The sequence below is a fragment of the Brevibacterium sediminis genome, assembly GCF_013623905.1.
Lineage (GTDB): Bacteria > Actinomycetota > Actinomycetes > Actinomycetales > Brevibacteriaceae > Brevibacterium > Brevibacterium sediminis.
Genome location: NZ_JABKDD010000009.1, coordinates 102,438 through 114,727 on the forward strand (window position 1 = coordinate 102,438; position 12,290 = coordinate 114,727).

At 66.2% G+C, this 12,290-nt stretch carries 10 protein-coding genes; 6 read left to right on the forward strand and 4 right to left on the reverse strand.

The window, feature by feature from the left end:
- Positions 1–22: 22 nt before the first annotated feature.
- Entirely contained in the window at positions 23–1,324 is a 1,302-nt protein-coding gene (locus HK108_RS13040) for a geranylgeranyl reductase family protein (protein WP_181271810.1), read from the reverse strand.
- 2 nt (positions 1,325–1,326) lie between these two features.
- Entirely contained in the window at positions 1,327–2,055 is a 729-nt protein-coding gene (locus tag HK108_RS13045; protein WP_139468597.1) for a demethylmenaquinone methyltransferase, read from the reverse strand.
- Between the two features lie 82 nt (positions 2,056–2,137).
- On the opposite strand from HK108_RS13045, the gene HK108_RS13050 reads away from it, so the two are divergent.
- Entirely contained in the window at positions 2,138–3,508 is a 1,371-nt protein-coding gene (locus tag HK108_RS13050) for an isochorismate synthase (protein WP_181271811.1), read from the forward strand.
- A gap of 57 nt (positions 3,509–3,565) precedes the next feature.
- On the opposite strand, the gene menD is transcribed toward HK108_RS13050, so the two are convergent.
- Positions 3,566–5,338, reverse strand: coding sequence for a 2-succinyl-5-enolpyruvyl-6-hydroxy-3-cyclohexene-1-carboxylic-acid synthase (gene menD, locus HK108_RS13055; protein WP_219922385.1), 1,773 nt, complete (start codon positions 5,336–5,338; stop codon positions 3,566–3,568).
- 59 nt (positions 5,339–5,397) lie between these two features.
- Between menD and HK108_RS13060 the strand changes: the two genes are divergently transcribed.
- Entirely contained in the window at positions 5,398–6,969 is a 1,572-nt protein-coding gene (locus tag HK108_RS13060; protein ID WP_229664133.1) for an alpha/beta hydrolase, read from the forward strand.
- A gap of 15 nt (positions 6,970–6,984) precedes the next feature.
- Complete coding sequence (locus tag HK108_RS13065) at positions 6,985–7,695, forward strand: hypothetical protein (RefSeq protein ID WP_181271812.1); 711 nt, start codon at positions 6,985–6,987, stop codon at positions 7,693–7,695.
- A gap of 52 nt (positions 7,696–7,747) precedes the next feature.
- Here the strand turns inward: HK108_RS13065 and HK108_RS13070 are convergent, their stop codons facing one another.
- On the reverse strand, positions 7,748–8,908 hold the full coding sequence (locus tag HK108_RS13070) for an o-succinylbenzoate synthase (protein ID WP_181271813.1): 1,161 nt from the start codon (positions 8,906–8,908) through the stop codon (positions 7,748–7,750).
- 112 nt (positions 8,909–9,020) lie between these two features.
- Between HK108_RS13070 and HK108_RS13075 the strand changes: the two genes are divergently transcribed.
- Genes HK108_RS13075 through HK108_RS13085 form a run of 3 tightly spaced genes read left to right on the forward strand, consistent with a single transcriptional unit; the run spans position 9,021 to position 12,170 of the window.
- Positions 9,021–9,941 carry a 1,4-dihydroxy-2-naphthoyl-CoA synthase gene (locus HK108_RS13075; RefSeq protein ID WP_062861280.1) on the forward strand — a complete coding sequence of 307 codons (921 nt, stop codon included), beginning with the start codon at positions 9,021–9,023 and terminating at the stop codon, positions 9,939–9,941.
- A 25-nt stretch (positions 9,942–9,966) separates the two neighbouring features.
- Positions 9,967–11,199: an AMP-binding protein gene (locus HK108_RS13080; RefSeq protein ID WP_181271814.1), complete on the forward strand. Its 1,233-nt coding sequence runs from the start codon at positions 9,967–9,969 to the stop codon at positions 11,197–11,199.
- Positions 11,200–11,237: 38 nt separating this feature from the next.
- Positions 11,238–12,170, forward strand: coding sequence for a 1,4-dihydroxy-2-naphthoate polyprenyltransferase (locus tag HK108_RS13085; RefSeq protein ID WP_181271815.1), 933 nt, complete (start codon positions 11,238–11,240; stop codon positions 12,168–12,170).
- Positions 12,171–12,290 lie beyond the last annotated feature (120 nt).

The following is a 12,290-nucleotide window of genomic DNA, read 5'->3' on the forward strand; positions in this document are numbered from 1 at the left end:
GGTCTCACCGTGGTCCTTGCGCTCAGACATTGCTGGTGGCCGGGACGATTCGGGTCAGGGCCGAGATGATCCTGTCGATGAGATCGGCCTCGGAGACCTTCGGGTCGCGGTAGAGGTTCGCCAACAATTTGACGACGAACTCCATCACAACGTCAACTCCCATACCGTACTTGATTCCGAACTGCATGAGCGCAGGATGGCCGATGATCGAGGCGAAAACGCGTCCCAGGGTGAAGTAGCCGCCCAGCGATTCTCCGAGCAGAGCCGGGTACTCCTCCAACCGACGACGCATCACGGACTGCGGGTAGCGCGAATAGGTGGAGATCACCTCGGCGGCGATGCGTGCGGATTCCAGGGCGTAGTCGATGCCTTCGCCGTTGAACGGGTTGACCATTCCTCCGGAGTCGCCGACGAGCAGCAGTCCACGGTGGAAGTGCGGTGTGCGGTTGAAGGCCATCGGCAGGGCCGCGGACTTGATCGGACCCAGGGAGGTGGTTTCGTCGATGCCCCACTCGTGGCCCATGTCGGCGATCCACTGGTTCATCATTCCGCGCAGATCCACGGATTTGAACTGGGGCGAGGAGTCGAGCAGTCCGGCACCGATATTCACCGTGCCGTCGCCGAGGGGGAAGATCCACCCGTATCCGGGCAGGGTCTCGGATTCCCCGGCCGCGTTCGTCGACCGCATCTCCACCCAGGATTCGATGTAGTCATCGGCATGCCGTGGCGTCGTGTGATAGGCGCGAGCGGCGATTCCCATCGGACGGTCGTCGCGCTTCTCCAACCCCATCGACACGGCCAGGCGGGAGGAGACTCCGTCGGCGGCGATGACGATCGGTGCCCGGAAATGGGCTCCGGGGCCCACTCGGCGACCTCGGTGGTCTGTCCCGGAGGCGTGGACTCCGCGGATCCACCCGTCGTCGCCCACGTCCGGAGACATTGCGCGAACCTGTTCGAAGAGCCGGGCCCCGCTGCGCTGGGCATGACGAGCGAAGGCTTCGTCCATACTCATCCGTGGGCGGGTCACCCCATAGTTCGGGGTGCCGTCGATCTCGGGCCAGTCGAGTTCGAGCCGGTGACCACCGCCGATGAGGCGCAGCCCTCTGTTGCGGTGCCAGCCCTCGGATTCCGGCAGGTCCATTCCGAGATAGCCGGCCTCCTTCACCGCGCGCGGGGTCAGAGCGTCGCCGCAGATCTTGTCGCGCGGGAATCCGGACTTCTCCAGGATGATGACCTCGTGCCCGGCCTGGGCGAGGTAGGCGCCGATCGCCGAGCCGGCCGGGCCGGCACCGACGACGACGACTTCGGCATCGAACTCATTCATCGTCAAGGCTGGGCCGGCTCCGTGGCGCCTGCCGCCTCGGTGGGTTTGAGGGCATGGTGGACTGCGACGATTCCGCCGGTGAGGTTGCGGTATTTCACCTGGTCGAAGCCGGCGTCGAGGATCTGATGGGCGAAGGCGTCCTGGTTCGGCCAGGCACGGATCGACTCGGCCAGGTAGACGTAGGCTTCGGGGTTCGACGACACGGCACGGGCCAGCGGCGGCAGGGCTCTCATCAGGTACTCCTTGTACACGAGGCTGAAGGCATCGAGCGTCGGAGTGGAGAATTCGCAGATCACGAGACGTCCGCCGGGCTTGAGCACGCGCAGCATCTCGGTGAGCGCCAGATCGACATCGTGGACGTTGCGGATGCCGAAGGAGATCGTGACGACGTCGAAGCTCGAATCGGCGAAAGGCAGGTCCATCGCATCGGCGTAGATGAAGTCGATCTGCGGGTGCCGACGGCGTCCCTCGGCGAGCATTCCCGTGGAGATGTCCCCGGCCACCACCTCGGCGCCGTGGTGGGTGAACGTCATCGAGGAGGTGCCGGTGCCGGCAGCCAGGTCGAGCACGCGCTCACCGGGCCCGGCGGCCACGGAATGGGCCACGGTGCGCCTCCAGGCACGGGCGAAGCCCAAGGAGAGGACGTCATTCGTGAGGTCGTAGCGGGAGGCGACATCGTCGAACATCGACGCGACGTCTGCGGGCTGTTTGTCCAGCTTGGCACGGTTCATGACCATATTCTCTCAACACCTGAACCGGGAGGGCGAATCCGGATCCCTGGTACTCGCGATCCTCAACTAGAATCGAGGCGACATGACTACGACTTTCGGCACTTCCGACATCCTCTCCGCCCCTCCGCGCCTGCATGTGCGGTCCCGTTTCGTCGACGATGTCGATCCGGGGCCCGGCTTCCCCTTCGAATCGGGACTGCCCACGACCGTGGAGCAGACGCTCGAACTGCTGCCCACCGACGGCTTCTCCTGCTGGGTCCGTGACACCTCCGGCCTCATCGGGTTCGGCCGCACTCTGCGCATACGGGCCCGCGGCCCCGAGAGGTTCACCGAACTCTCGGATGCGTGGAAGGCCATCACCGAGGCGGCTGAGATCGAGGATGAGGTCGATCTGCTCGGTTCCGGACTCATGTGCTTTGCCACGGTCGCCTATTCGGGGGAATCCGCGGTCGATTCGATCATCCATGTCCCCGAATTCGTCCTCGGCCGCCGCGGCGGCCGCGTGTGGCTGACCTCGATCTCGACGGCCGAGGTACCTCCCCTGCCGCCGATCCTCCATGCCGAACCGCTGCAGCGCGTGCACTCGGCCCATGCCGAGGCCGGCGAGCTCGATCCCGACAAATGGTCCCGGCTCGTCGAGCAGGTCGCCGCCATGCTCACTCCGATCGACAATTCGGCGGAGGTCGACGCATTCTCGGATGATCCGACTCTGCGCAAGATCGTCCTCGCCCGCGACGAGGTCGTCAACACCGGAGAGGACATCGACGTGCGTGCGGTGCTCGGGGCACTCAACCGCAGCTACCCGAGCTGTTGGACCTTCGACATCGCCGGTCTCATCGGGTCGACCCCGGAGCTGCTCATCGGGGTCGAGAACAACAGAGTGACCTCACGAGTGCTGGCCGGAACCTACCGGGTGGAGAAGAACCCGATGGAGGAGATGCCGGCGGCTCGGAAGCTGCTGAGCGCGCACAAGGACAGCACCGAACATGCGTTCGCCATCGCCTCGCTGCAGCGCAGTCTGGGTTCGGTCGCCGAGGATGTCACCGTCGATGAGCGCCCCCACCTGCTGCCTTTGGCCAATGTCATCCATTCGGCCTCCGATGCGCAGGCGAACCTCTCCCCCGATTCCGGGCTCACCGCCCTCGACGTCGCCGCAGCGGTCCACCCCACTGCCGCCGTCGGCGGCTACCCGCAGGCGAGCGCCGTGGCCCGCGTCGATGAGCTCGAACCCCTCGACCGCGGCCGCTACTCCGGTCCCGTGGGATGGATGGACGGGCGCGGCAACGGCCAGTTCGGCATCGCCCTGCGCTGCGGCCAGCTCGAGGACCGCAACCGCATCCGACTGTATGCCGGTGCCGGGATCATGCCGGATTCGGATCCCGCCACCGAGGTGGCCGAGACGAACGCGAAGCTGGCCCCGATGCGCCGGGCGCTCGGTCTCGACCGAGACTGACTTCTCGCGCTCACCGCACCTCCCCTGCTTTCGGAAGACCGGTGACAGTTCCGTCGCCTAGTGCGGTGCCGTCACCTCGATGATGCGACGGGCACCGGCGTCTCGCTGTCCGTCGATGCGGCCGAGAGCCGCTTCGAATTCCTCAGCGCTGGTCACCTGTTCGTGATCCCATCCGTACCCTGCAGCGAGGTCGGCGAAACCGCGACCGTGGGGAACGGTGAAATATCGTTCCAAGAAACCTTCGAGGTGGGGCTGGGAATGTTCGAGCCCGGAGAAGATCGCTCCCCCGTCGTCGTTGAGCACGACGATCGTCACGTCACCGGCATCCTCGGCGCTCGGGGTGAGCAGTCCACCGATGTCGTGGAGCATGGCGATATCACCGATGAGCAGGACGACCGGCTCCCCCAGGCCCAGCGACAGTCCTGTCGCCGTCGAGATCAGTCCGTCGATTCCGGCGAGTCCGCGTGAGGCGTGGATGCGGGCGCGGATATCGGTGGCGTCGCTGAGGTAACGCACCGAGTTCGAGCTGGCAACGAAGAGAGTGATGTCCTGGGCGGCCAAATGCTCAGTGACCCTCCGCGCCGTCGCCTGGAAATCCTTCGCCGAGGCGGCACCCGGGTTCTCTCCCTTGTCCGGTTCCGGGGATCGTTCCGCAGACCGCTCTGTTCGTGCGGCTGCGACCAGCGACGTCCCGGCGTCGATCCAGGCACGCACCCAGGTCTGCTCCGAGGCGGCGGTGCCCTGCGTCTCGCCCGCAGCCGTCTCGTCGTCCGCGACGGTTCTCTCGTCGCGGACGGTCAGGTCGAATGCATCGACGGCGTCGGGAATGCGCTGCACGGTCACGGTTTCGTCGGCGAGCAAAGCGGCGACGGGCCTGGTCAGGGTCGGTTTTCCGTGGACGATGACGGTGCGGATCGACTCGCGCAGCTCGGAGTATTCGCTGAGCACGCGGGCATGGGCGGGCACGAGGGTCGACGCTTCGGCGGCTCCTGCGGCCGACGAGTTCGAATGATCGGCAGAGGTGCGGGCCAGCGGGCTCGAGGGTTCGGCCAGCACCGGAAGATGATGATCGGCGGCGAGCGCGCGCAGGGACTCGGCCGAATGCCCGCCTGCGTCTCCGACAACGATGACGGTTCCTTCGGTCACGGTGATACCGAGGTTCGGATGAGACTCCGACGCGGTTGTGGTCGTGGTCGAACGTTGCCCGGCGCCGTTCCCAACCTCTTCGACGATCTCGTTCTTCCACGTGTCCAGCTCGTTCGGGGTGGGAACCAAGGGGGTGTCGAACTGCACATTGATTTGGACGGGGCCGGCCGCCTCGGTGCCGGTGTCCCTGCGTGATCCCAATGCTGCGGCCACGGCGTCTGACATCGCTCGGTGGACCGCCTCCGCGGTCTCACCGGCGGATATATCGAACCGGGCGCGGACATCGCTGAGCACCTGCGACTGGTCATCGATGGTCTGGTTGGCTCCGGTGCCGCGCAGCCGAGCGGGACGATCGGCGGTAAGTGCTAGCAGCGGCAGGTGCCCGTACGAGGCCTCGAGGACGGCGGGATGGAGATTGGCCACGGCCGAGCCGGACGTCGTCACGACCGCCACGGCGGACTCACAGCCGCGCGCACGCAGACCGCGGGCCAGGCCGAGGGCGAGGAAGGCGGCATCACGCTCATCGACGCGCACGTGAGTGCGGATGAGCCCCGCCTCGGCGAGCGGAGCCAGAGCATAGACCAAGGGGGCGGACCGTGAACCGGGGGCGAAGACGACATCACTGACCCCGGCATGGACCAGGCTTCGGGCAATCTGCTGCGCCACCGCGCTCGAATTCGACATCACCTGTTATTCAACCACCTGACCACCTGTGGTTCACCTCCGCCCTCTAACCTCGAAAAATGCGCCGCTCGTTGATCATTGCGATGGGAGCACGAGCCATCCGCACTCTGACCGCGGCCCGCTCCCATCGCGGACGCTATCCCGCTCGCGACCAGACCACCTCCTTCCTCGGCCCCGAACCCCGCGGGAAGGACGCCCGGACCTGGCATATCCGGGACATACGGAAGCTCTCGCCGAGGCTGCGCGAATTCTTCCTCTACTCCCCCGCGCTCGGTCGCACCGTCGGCGTGCGTGTACTGTTGCCGGGGATTCCCGCCGAGGTCAGCCCCGTCATCCACCTCTTCCACGGAGGCGGCGATGATTTCCGGTCGTGGACGGATTTCGGATCCGCCGAGGAGCTCACCCTCGACTCCCCGTACCTCGTCGTCATGCCCGACGGCGGGGCAGGAACCTATTCGCGTTTGGCTGTCGGAAGCGAAGTCCACGACTGGCCGCGCTTCCACACCGAGGAGATCCCGGCGTTCCTCAAAGCAAATTTCTCCGTCGACTGGGCGCCTGCCAGCCAGTTGGCGGCGGGGCTGTCGATGGGCGGGTACGGGGCGATGAAGTACGCGGCCTGGCATCCCGACAGGTACGGATCGGCCGCCGCGTTCTCGTCTCCTCTGGATCCCCTGTCGACCGTGCCCGCCTTCGACATCATCGCGATGCGCGAAGGCGCGCGATCACTGAGCCTGTTCGGCGATCCCGCTCTCGACCGCAGCGAATGGCTGGCGAATTCCCCGTACGCTCTGGCCGAGAACCTCCGCGGCCTCGATCTGTGGTTCAGCGCCGGTTCCGGCAGCCTCGAGGGGGCGAAGGATCGCGACCTTCTGGAATCGATGATCAGCTCGCAGGGCGAGCGCTTCTCCGCCCGTCTCAATTCCCTCGGAATCCGCCATTCCTGGTTTCCGCGCACCAGCGGCCTGCACAACTGGACGAGCTGGGAACGGGAACTCGGGGCGTGGCTGAAGACCCTCGCCAAGCGGCGCAACTATGCGAGTTCGGATCGCCGTCGGACCGATCGCGTGGCCGACGGCGGACAGTTCACCTTCCTCACCGGCCATGCCCTCTTCGACATCCATGGGTGGCGGGTGGAGATCTCCCGTCGTCGCGCGCAGGTGGTGCGCTTCGACGCAGTCAGCGCCGCCGGATTCTCTCTGACCGGGACCGGCAGCTTCCGCGTGCGCACTCCAGGTCTCTTCGATCCCGGCCGCCGCTACGACATCAGCGTGTCCGGTCCCAGCGGGGACAATGCCTATCAGCAGAAAGCCGACAAGAAAGGGCGGCTGACATTCACCGGCCGCCTGGCCGCGGCCATGCACGATCCGATCATCCCCGGAAAACGCACCGCTCACTTCGCCACGCTGGGACAGGACGAGGTGACCACGGTGAGGATCGCCTCGGCGCGGGTTGACACGGCAGGCGACCGTCGCCACGGTGCGGCAGCGGACGACGGTGCGGCAGCGATCGATGGCGAAAGGTCCACAGCCGATGTTCCAGATCCGTCACAGACTGAAACCACGGACGATCCCACTGGCGTTTATATTGAGAGCGGTCGCGAATCGACGGCCGCTCAATCTTCAGAACGCTGACTCGAGAGGTCAACCATGAAACGCATACTCCCAGCCATCGCTCTTTTCGCCGGACTCTCCCTCGTCGGCTGCACGGGTGGAGGAGACAAGCCGGACCAGGCTGACAGCGGCGGTGACTCCTCGCAGGCGTCAGCCGAAGAGACCCCGCAGGCAAGCAAACTCGATGAGGCGAAACTCAAGGAGATCCTTGAGTCGACCAAGGCCGAGGGTCAGTCGTTCAAGGCCGTCGACGGTGCCGGCAATTCCTCCAGCGAGGCCGTCAAGGCCCTGGAGAGTTCTGAGTTCGAACCGGCCAAGTGCAAAGACATCACCATGAACCTCCTCAACGCCAACCTCGCCTCCAAAGGCACCACGGTCGCTGGAACCTCCACCGACAACATCCTCTCCGCGGCACTGTCGAGCTATGACGATCTGGACGGCGCACAGACTCAGATCGAGGGCGCCTCGAAGATCGCAGAAGAATGCAGCGAGGTGAAGATCAAGACCGCCGGCGTCGAGATGTCGATGAAGTACAAGACCTTCGACGCCAAAGTCGACGGGGCAGACGAGACCAATGGAATCGTCGCCTCCGTCGAGGCCGGCGGACAGACAGCAATGAACCTGCGCATGGTCTACGCCCTCGTCGGCAACAATGTCGTGGCCGTTTCCAATATCGCCGATGTCGAAGAGGCCACCGTGACGAAGACCGCCGGTGCCTTCGTCGACGCGGTGAAAAACGCAGGCTGAGCCGGTTCGCCCGCGAGTCGATTCAGGCGGTATCAGTTCAATCAGAATCGGCTCAGTCTCGCAGGGCGCTCCAGCAATCCTGGAGCCGGTCGGCCCACCACGCGAATCGTCCTGGATCCACCGCCAGCTGCTCCAGGCGGTCAGGGTCCGGGACGATTCGCGTGACCGGGATGGCGCCGTCGACCGGAGTCAGGGCCGCCTCCTCCGCGACGACATCGGCGGTGAAGAGGCGCCCGGTGCCCAGCCCGCAGGCCACCCGATCGCCGAGGATGTCCCGGCTGCGATCGGTGCGAGGCAGTCTGGCGGCGAGTTCAGCTCCGGCGGCCAGGCCGACGGATGACTCAAGAGCCGAGGACACGACAGCAGGCAGGCCCGAAGTTCCGATGACTTCGAGGGCGGCGCCGATCCCGCCCAGCGGCTGGACCTTGACGATGATGACCTCGGCCGCTCCGAGTTCGGCCACGCGCAGCGGGTCCTCGGCTTTGCGGATGGATTCGTCGGCGGCGATGACGATCGGCAGTCCTCGCCGGGCAAGCTCAGCGCGCAGTTCGGCCAGCTGCTCGACCTCGGGCACCGGCTGTTCGAAGTATTGGATATCGAACTCGGCAAATGTCTCACAGGCATCAAGGGCCTCGCTGAGCGTGTATCCGGCATTCGCGTCCAGGCGCAGCGTCGTCTCGGGGTAGAGCCTGCGGAATTCCCGTAGGCGTGTCAGATCCTCGTCAAGGGAGGCGAATCCGTACTCGGCGACCTTCGCCTTGACGGTGCCGACCCGGTCATAGCGCGACAGGATCGGTGCGACCTGATCAGGTGGACAGGCGGGCAGGGTGCCGTTGACGTCGACGGTCTCACCGCTCGTCCCCGCCTCAACCTGCACCGGAAAGGAACCGCGCACGGGAATGGTGGAGGGTGCCGCCTCGGCTAGGCCGGTCTTCTGCGGGATCAGCCCGGAGAATTCGAGGGAGGCACGCAGCCACCGGCTGGCCTCCTCGGTGCCGTATTCGACGAACGGGGAGAACTCCGCCCACCCGGAGGGGCCGGTGAAGAGCGCCACTTCCCGCTCCGTGATCCCCCGGAACCGGGTGACCATCGGCAGCCGCACCACATGCAGGTCCTCGATGACCTCCTCGAAGCGCTGCGGCAGAACAAGAGGTGCGGCAGCCGGAGCCTCTGAGTCCAGTGCGCCAGTGTGCGAACGTGCGAAATCGGCCATGAGCCCAGACTAACCTCCGCCGACCCTGCCACTCCTGTCTGCCGTTCGGAACCTCACCGTCCGCCGCCCGGCCCCGAACCTCACCTCAACGACCAAGCGCTAGGCTGGGGTCATGACGGTTTCTGAAATCTTCGACCCTTCTGCTTGGCGCGAAGTCTCCGGCTTCGACTTCACCGATATCACTTACCATCGGGCCATCGACCCCGCCACCGGCAACGACATCGGCTGTGTGCGCATCGCCTTCGACCGCCCCGAAGTCCGCAATGCCTTCCGTCCGCACACCGTCGACGAGCTCTACCGCGCCCTCGACCATGCCCGCCAGACCTCCGACGTCGGCGCCGTGCTGCTCACCGGCAACGGCCCGAGCGAGAAGGACGGCGGTTGGGCCTTCTGCTCCGGCGGCGACCAGCGCATCCGCGGCCGCTCCGGCTACCAGTACGCCTCCGGTGAGACCCGCGAAAGCGTCGATCCGGCTCGTGCCGGCCGCCTCCACATCCTCGAGGTCCAGCGCCTCATCCGCACCATGCCGAAGGTCGTCATCGCCGTCGTCCCCGGCTGGGCAGCCGGCGGAGGCCACAGCCTCCACGTCGTCTGCGATATGACGATCGCCTCACGCGAACACGCGAAGTTCAAGCAGACCGATGCCGATGTCGGCTCCTACGACGCCGGCTACGGTTCCGCCTACCTGGCGAAGATGGTCGGGCAGAAGAAAGCCCGCGAGATCTTCTTCCTCGGCCGCACCTACTCCGCGCAGGAGATGGCCGATATGGGTGCCGTCAACGAAATCGTCGACCACGCCGATCTCGAGACCGCAGCCCTGCAGATGGCGCGGGAGATCCTGGGCAAGTCACCGAACGCGCAGCGCATGCTCAAGTTCGCCTTCAACCTCGTCGACGACGGGCTCGTCGGCCAGCAGGTCTTCGCCGGAGAAGCCACCCGACTGGGCTATATGACCGACGAGGCGGTCGAGGGCCGCGACGCCTTCCTCGAAAAGCGCGATCCCGACTGGTCGCCGTTCCCCTGGTACTACTGAGCGGCCGGTTCCCATAACTGTGTCCATGCGCGAACTCAGCCCTCACGAGTTGCCCGAGGCGATTGATCGGGCACTGACCAGGACCTCGATCCTCATCCTCCCCTCGGATCGGGACGGTGCCGTCACCGAGGCGTCCCCCGGCAAGTGGGCAGGACCTGGTCCCGCTCCGGCCCTCATCCTCTTCACCTCCGGGTCGACAGGGAAAGCGAAAGCGGTGGCGTTGTCAGCAGACGCGCTGACAACCTCGGCCCGGGCGACCGAACGGTTCCTCTCGGGGCCGGGTGACTGGCATCTGTGCCTGCCGGTCAACCACATCGCCGGGTTCCAAGTCGAACTGCGCGCCCGTCTGGCGGGCCGCGCCCCGGTCAGGGCCGCCTCAGCGAGGTTCACCGCCCAGTCCTTCGCCGCCGAGGTCGCGACTCTGCTGGAACGGGCGGGCGACCGACCGACGTACACCTCGCTCGTGCCCACCCAGCTCCACCGCATCCTCGAGGACGACGCGGCGACCGCTGCAGCCGCACGGATCACGCACATCCTCCTCGGCGGGGCGGCGATCTCACCGTCCCTGCTCGAGCGCGCCGAGGCCGCGGGCCTGGCGATCGTACGGACCTACGGGATGAGCGAGACGGCGGGCGGCTGCGTCTATGACGGGGTTCCGTTCGACGGCGTCGACGTCACCATCACCGAGGCGGGAACGATCGATCTGAGCGGCCCCGTCGTCGCCGACGGCTACGTCGAGATCGCCGACGACGGAACCATCCGGCCGGTCGACTCCCCCAGCCTCACTGTCGACGAGGCGGGACGGCGGATCATGCACACCAGCGATCTGGGCCGGATCGATTCCGGTGTGCTCAGCGTGCTCGGCCGAGCCGATGACATCATCGTCTCCGGGGGCACGAACGTCTCCCCGCACGCCCTGGAGACCGGCCTGCTGCCGAGCTGGCAGAAGGCGGGAGTCGAGGAGATGCTCGTGACCTGGGTGCCCGACGAGGAATGGGGCAGACGGATCGTCGCGCTCGTCCGCCTCGCCGATGGCGGAGGTGGTGTCGGAGCCGAGGATCCGCGAGAATCGGCACGGAGGCTCAACGCCCTCGACCACGGGATGACGGGGCAGCTGCTGCCGCAGCTCGTCTTCCCGGTCGCCGAGATTCCGAACCGGTCGATCGGCAAACCCGATCGCCGGGCGGCGGCCCGCATCGCCGCCGATCTCATGGCGGGTGACGCGAATACCCATACCGGTGAACTACCGGTAACATGAGACGGCTCCACAATTCGACAGGAAGGTGAGCGAGGACTATGGCTGATGCCGCCCAGTGGATTTCTGGAGCTCGACTGCGAACTCTGCCCCTGGCTCTCGCACCCGTCCTCATCGGAACCGGCGCCGCGATCGGATCGCTCGGCGGATTCACCGCCTTCATCCTCGACGACATCTCGGGCAAGGACGATCACGTCAGCTTCGGACAGATCCTGCTGCGCGGATTCCTCGCCCTCCTCGTCTCCCTGTGCCTGCAGATCGGCTCGAACTACGCCAACGACTACTCCGACGGCATCCGCGGCACCGATGACGAACGCGTCGGACCGGTCCGGCTCACCGCGACCGGCCTGGCCGAACCTCACGAGGTCAAACGGGCCGCCTTCCTCTTCTTCGGCTTGGCCGGGGTCGCGGGCATCGTGCTCATCCTCATCTCACAGGCGTGGTGGTTCCTCGTCGTCGGAGCCGCAGCCGTCGCCGCCGCCTGGTTCTACACCGGGGGCAAACGCCCCTATGGCTATATGGGCCTCGGCGAGGTCTTCGTGTTCGTGTTCTTCGGGCTCGTGGCGACCTTGGGCACGATGTGGATGCAGGTCGGTCATCTCAGCCTCAGCGGCTGGGCCGGTGCCGTGGCAATCGGGTCTCTGGCCTCGGCTGTGCTCATGGTCAACAACCTCCGCGATATCCCGACAGACATCGAGGCAGACAAGATCACCCTGGCCGTGAGGATGGGCGACAATGCCGCACGCATCGCCTATGCGGTGCTCGTGCTGCTGCCATTCGCGCTGCTGGCGCTGGCGATCCTCGACGGACATCCCGCCGTGGCCTTGGCGATCCTTGCCCTCGTCCCAGCGCTCAACCCACTCAAGACGGTGCTCAGCGGCACAACGGGCCCTGGCCTGATTCCGCCGATCAAATCCACGGGACTGACCGGTTTGGCCTTCTCCGCACTGATGGGTCTCGGTCTGGCGCTCTGAGGCATTTCAGTGCTGGCGCCTGGCATTCCAAGGATCAGCCGCCTGGCGTTCCCAGGCTCAGCGCGCTGAACGGCCCCAGCTCATTCGGATCTGAGCCGGCTCAGCCGAGCCGCAGCTCAT

Bases quoted from the DNA above. Each gene is read 5' to 3' on its own strand.
- HK108_RS13060 (WP_229664133.1), top strand. From the start codon at position 5,398: ATGCGCCGCTCGTTGATCATTGCGATGGGAGCACGAGCCATCCGCACT.
- HK108_RS13070 (WP_181271813.1), bottom strand. From the start codon at position 8,908: ATGGCCGATTTCGCACGTTCGCACACTGGCGCACTGGACTCAGAGGCT.
- HK108_RS13080 (WP_181271814.1), top strand. From the start codon at position 9,967: ATGCGCGAACTCAGCCCTCACGAGTTGCCCGAGGCGATTGATCGGGCA.
- HK108_RS13065 (WP_181271812.1), top strand. From the start codon at position 6,985: ATGAAACGCATACTCCCAGCCATCGCTCTTTTCGCCGGACTCTCCCTC.
- HK108_RS13075 (WP_062861280.1), top strand. From the start codon at position 9,021: ATGACGGTTTCTGAAATCTTCGACCCTTCTGCTTGGCGCGAAGTCTCC.
- menD (WP_219922385.1), bottom strand. From the start codon at position 5,338: ATGTCGAATTCGAGCGCGGTGGCGCAGCAGATTGCCCGAAGCCTGGTC.
- HK108_RS13085 (WP_181271815.1), top strand. From the start codon at position 11,238: ATGGCTGATGCCGCCCAGTGGATTTCTGGAGCTCGACTGCGAACTCTG.
- HK108_RS13050 (WP_181271811.1), top strand. From the start codon at position 2,138: ATGACTACGACTTTCGGCACTTCCGACATCCTCTCCGCCCCTCCGCGC.
- HK108_RS13040 (WP_181271810.1), bottom strand. From the start codon at position 1,324: ATGAATGAGTTCGATGCCGAAGTCGTCGTCGTCGGTGCCGGCCCGGCC.
- HK108_RS13045 (WP_139468597.1), bottom strand. From the start codon at position 2,055: ATGAACCGTGCCAAGCTGGACAAACAGCCCGCAGACGTCGCGTCGATG.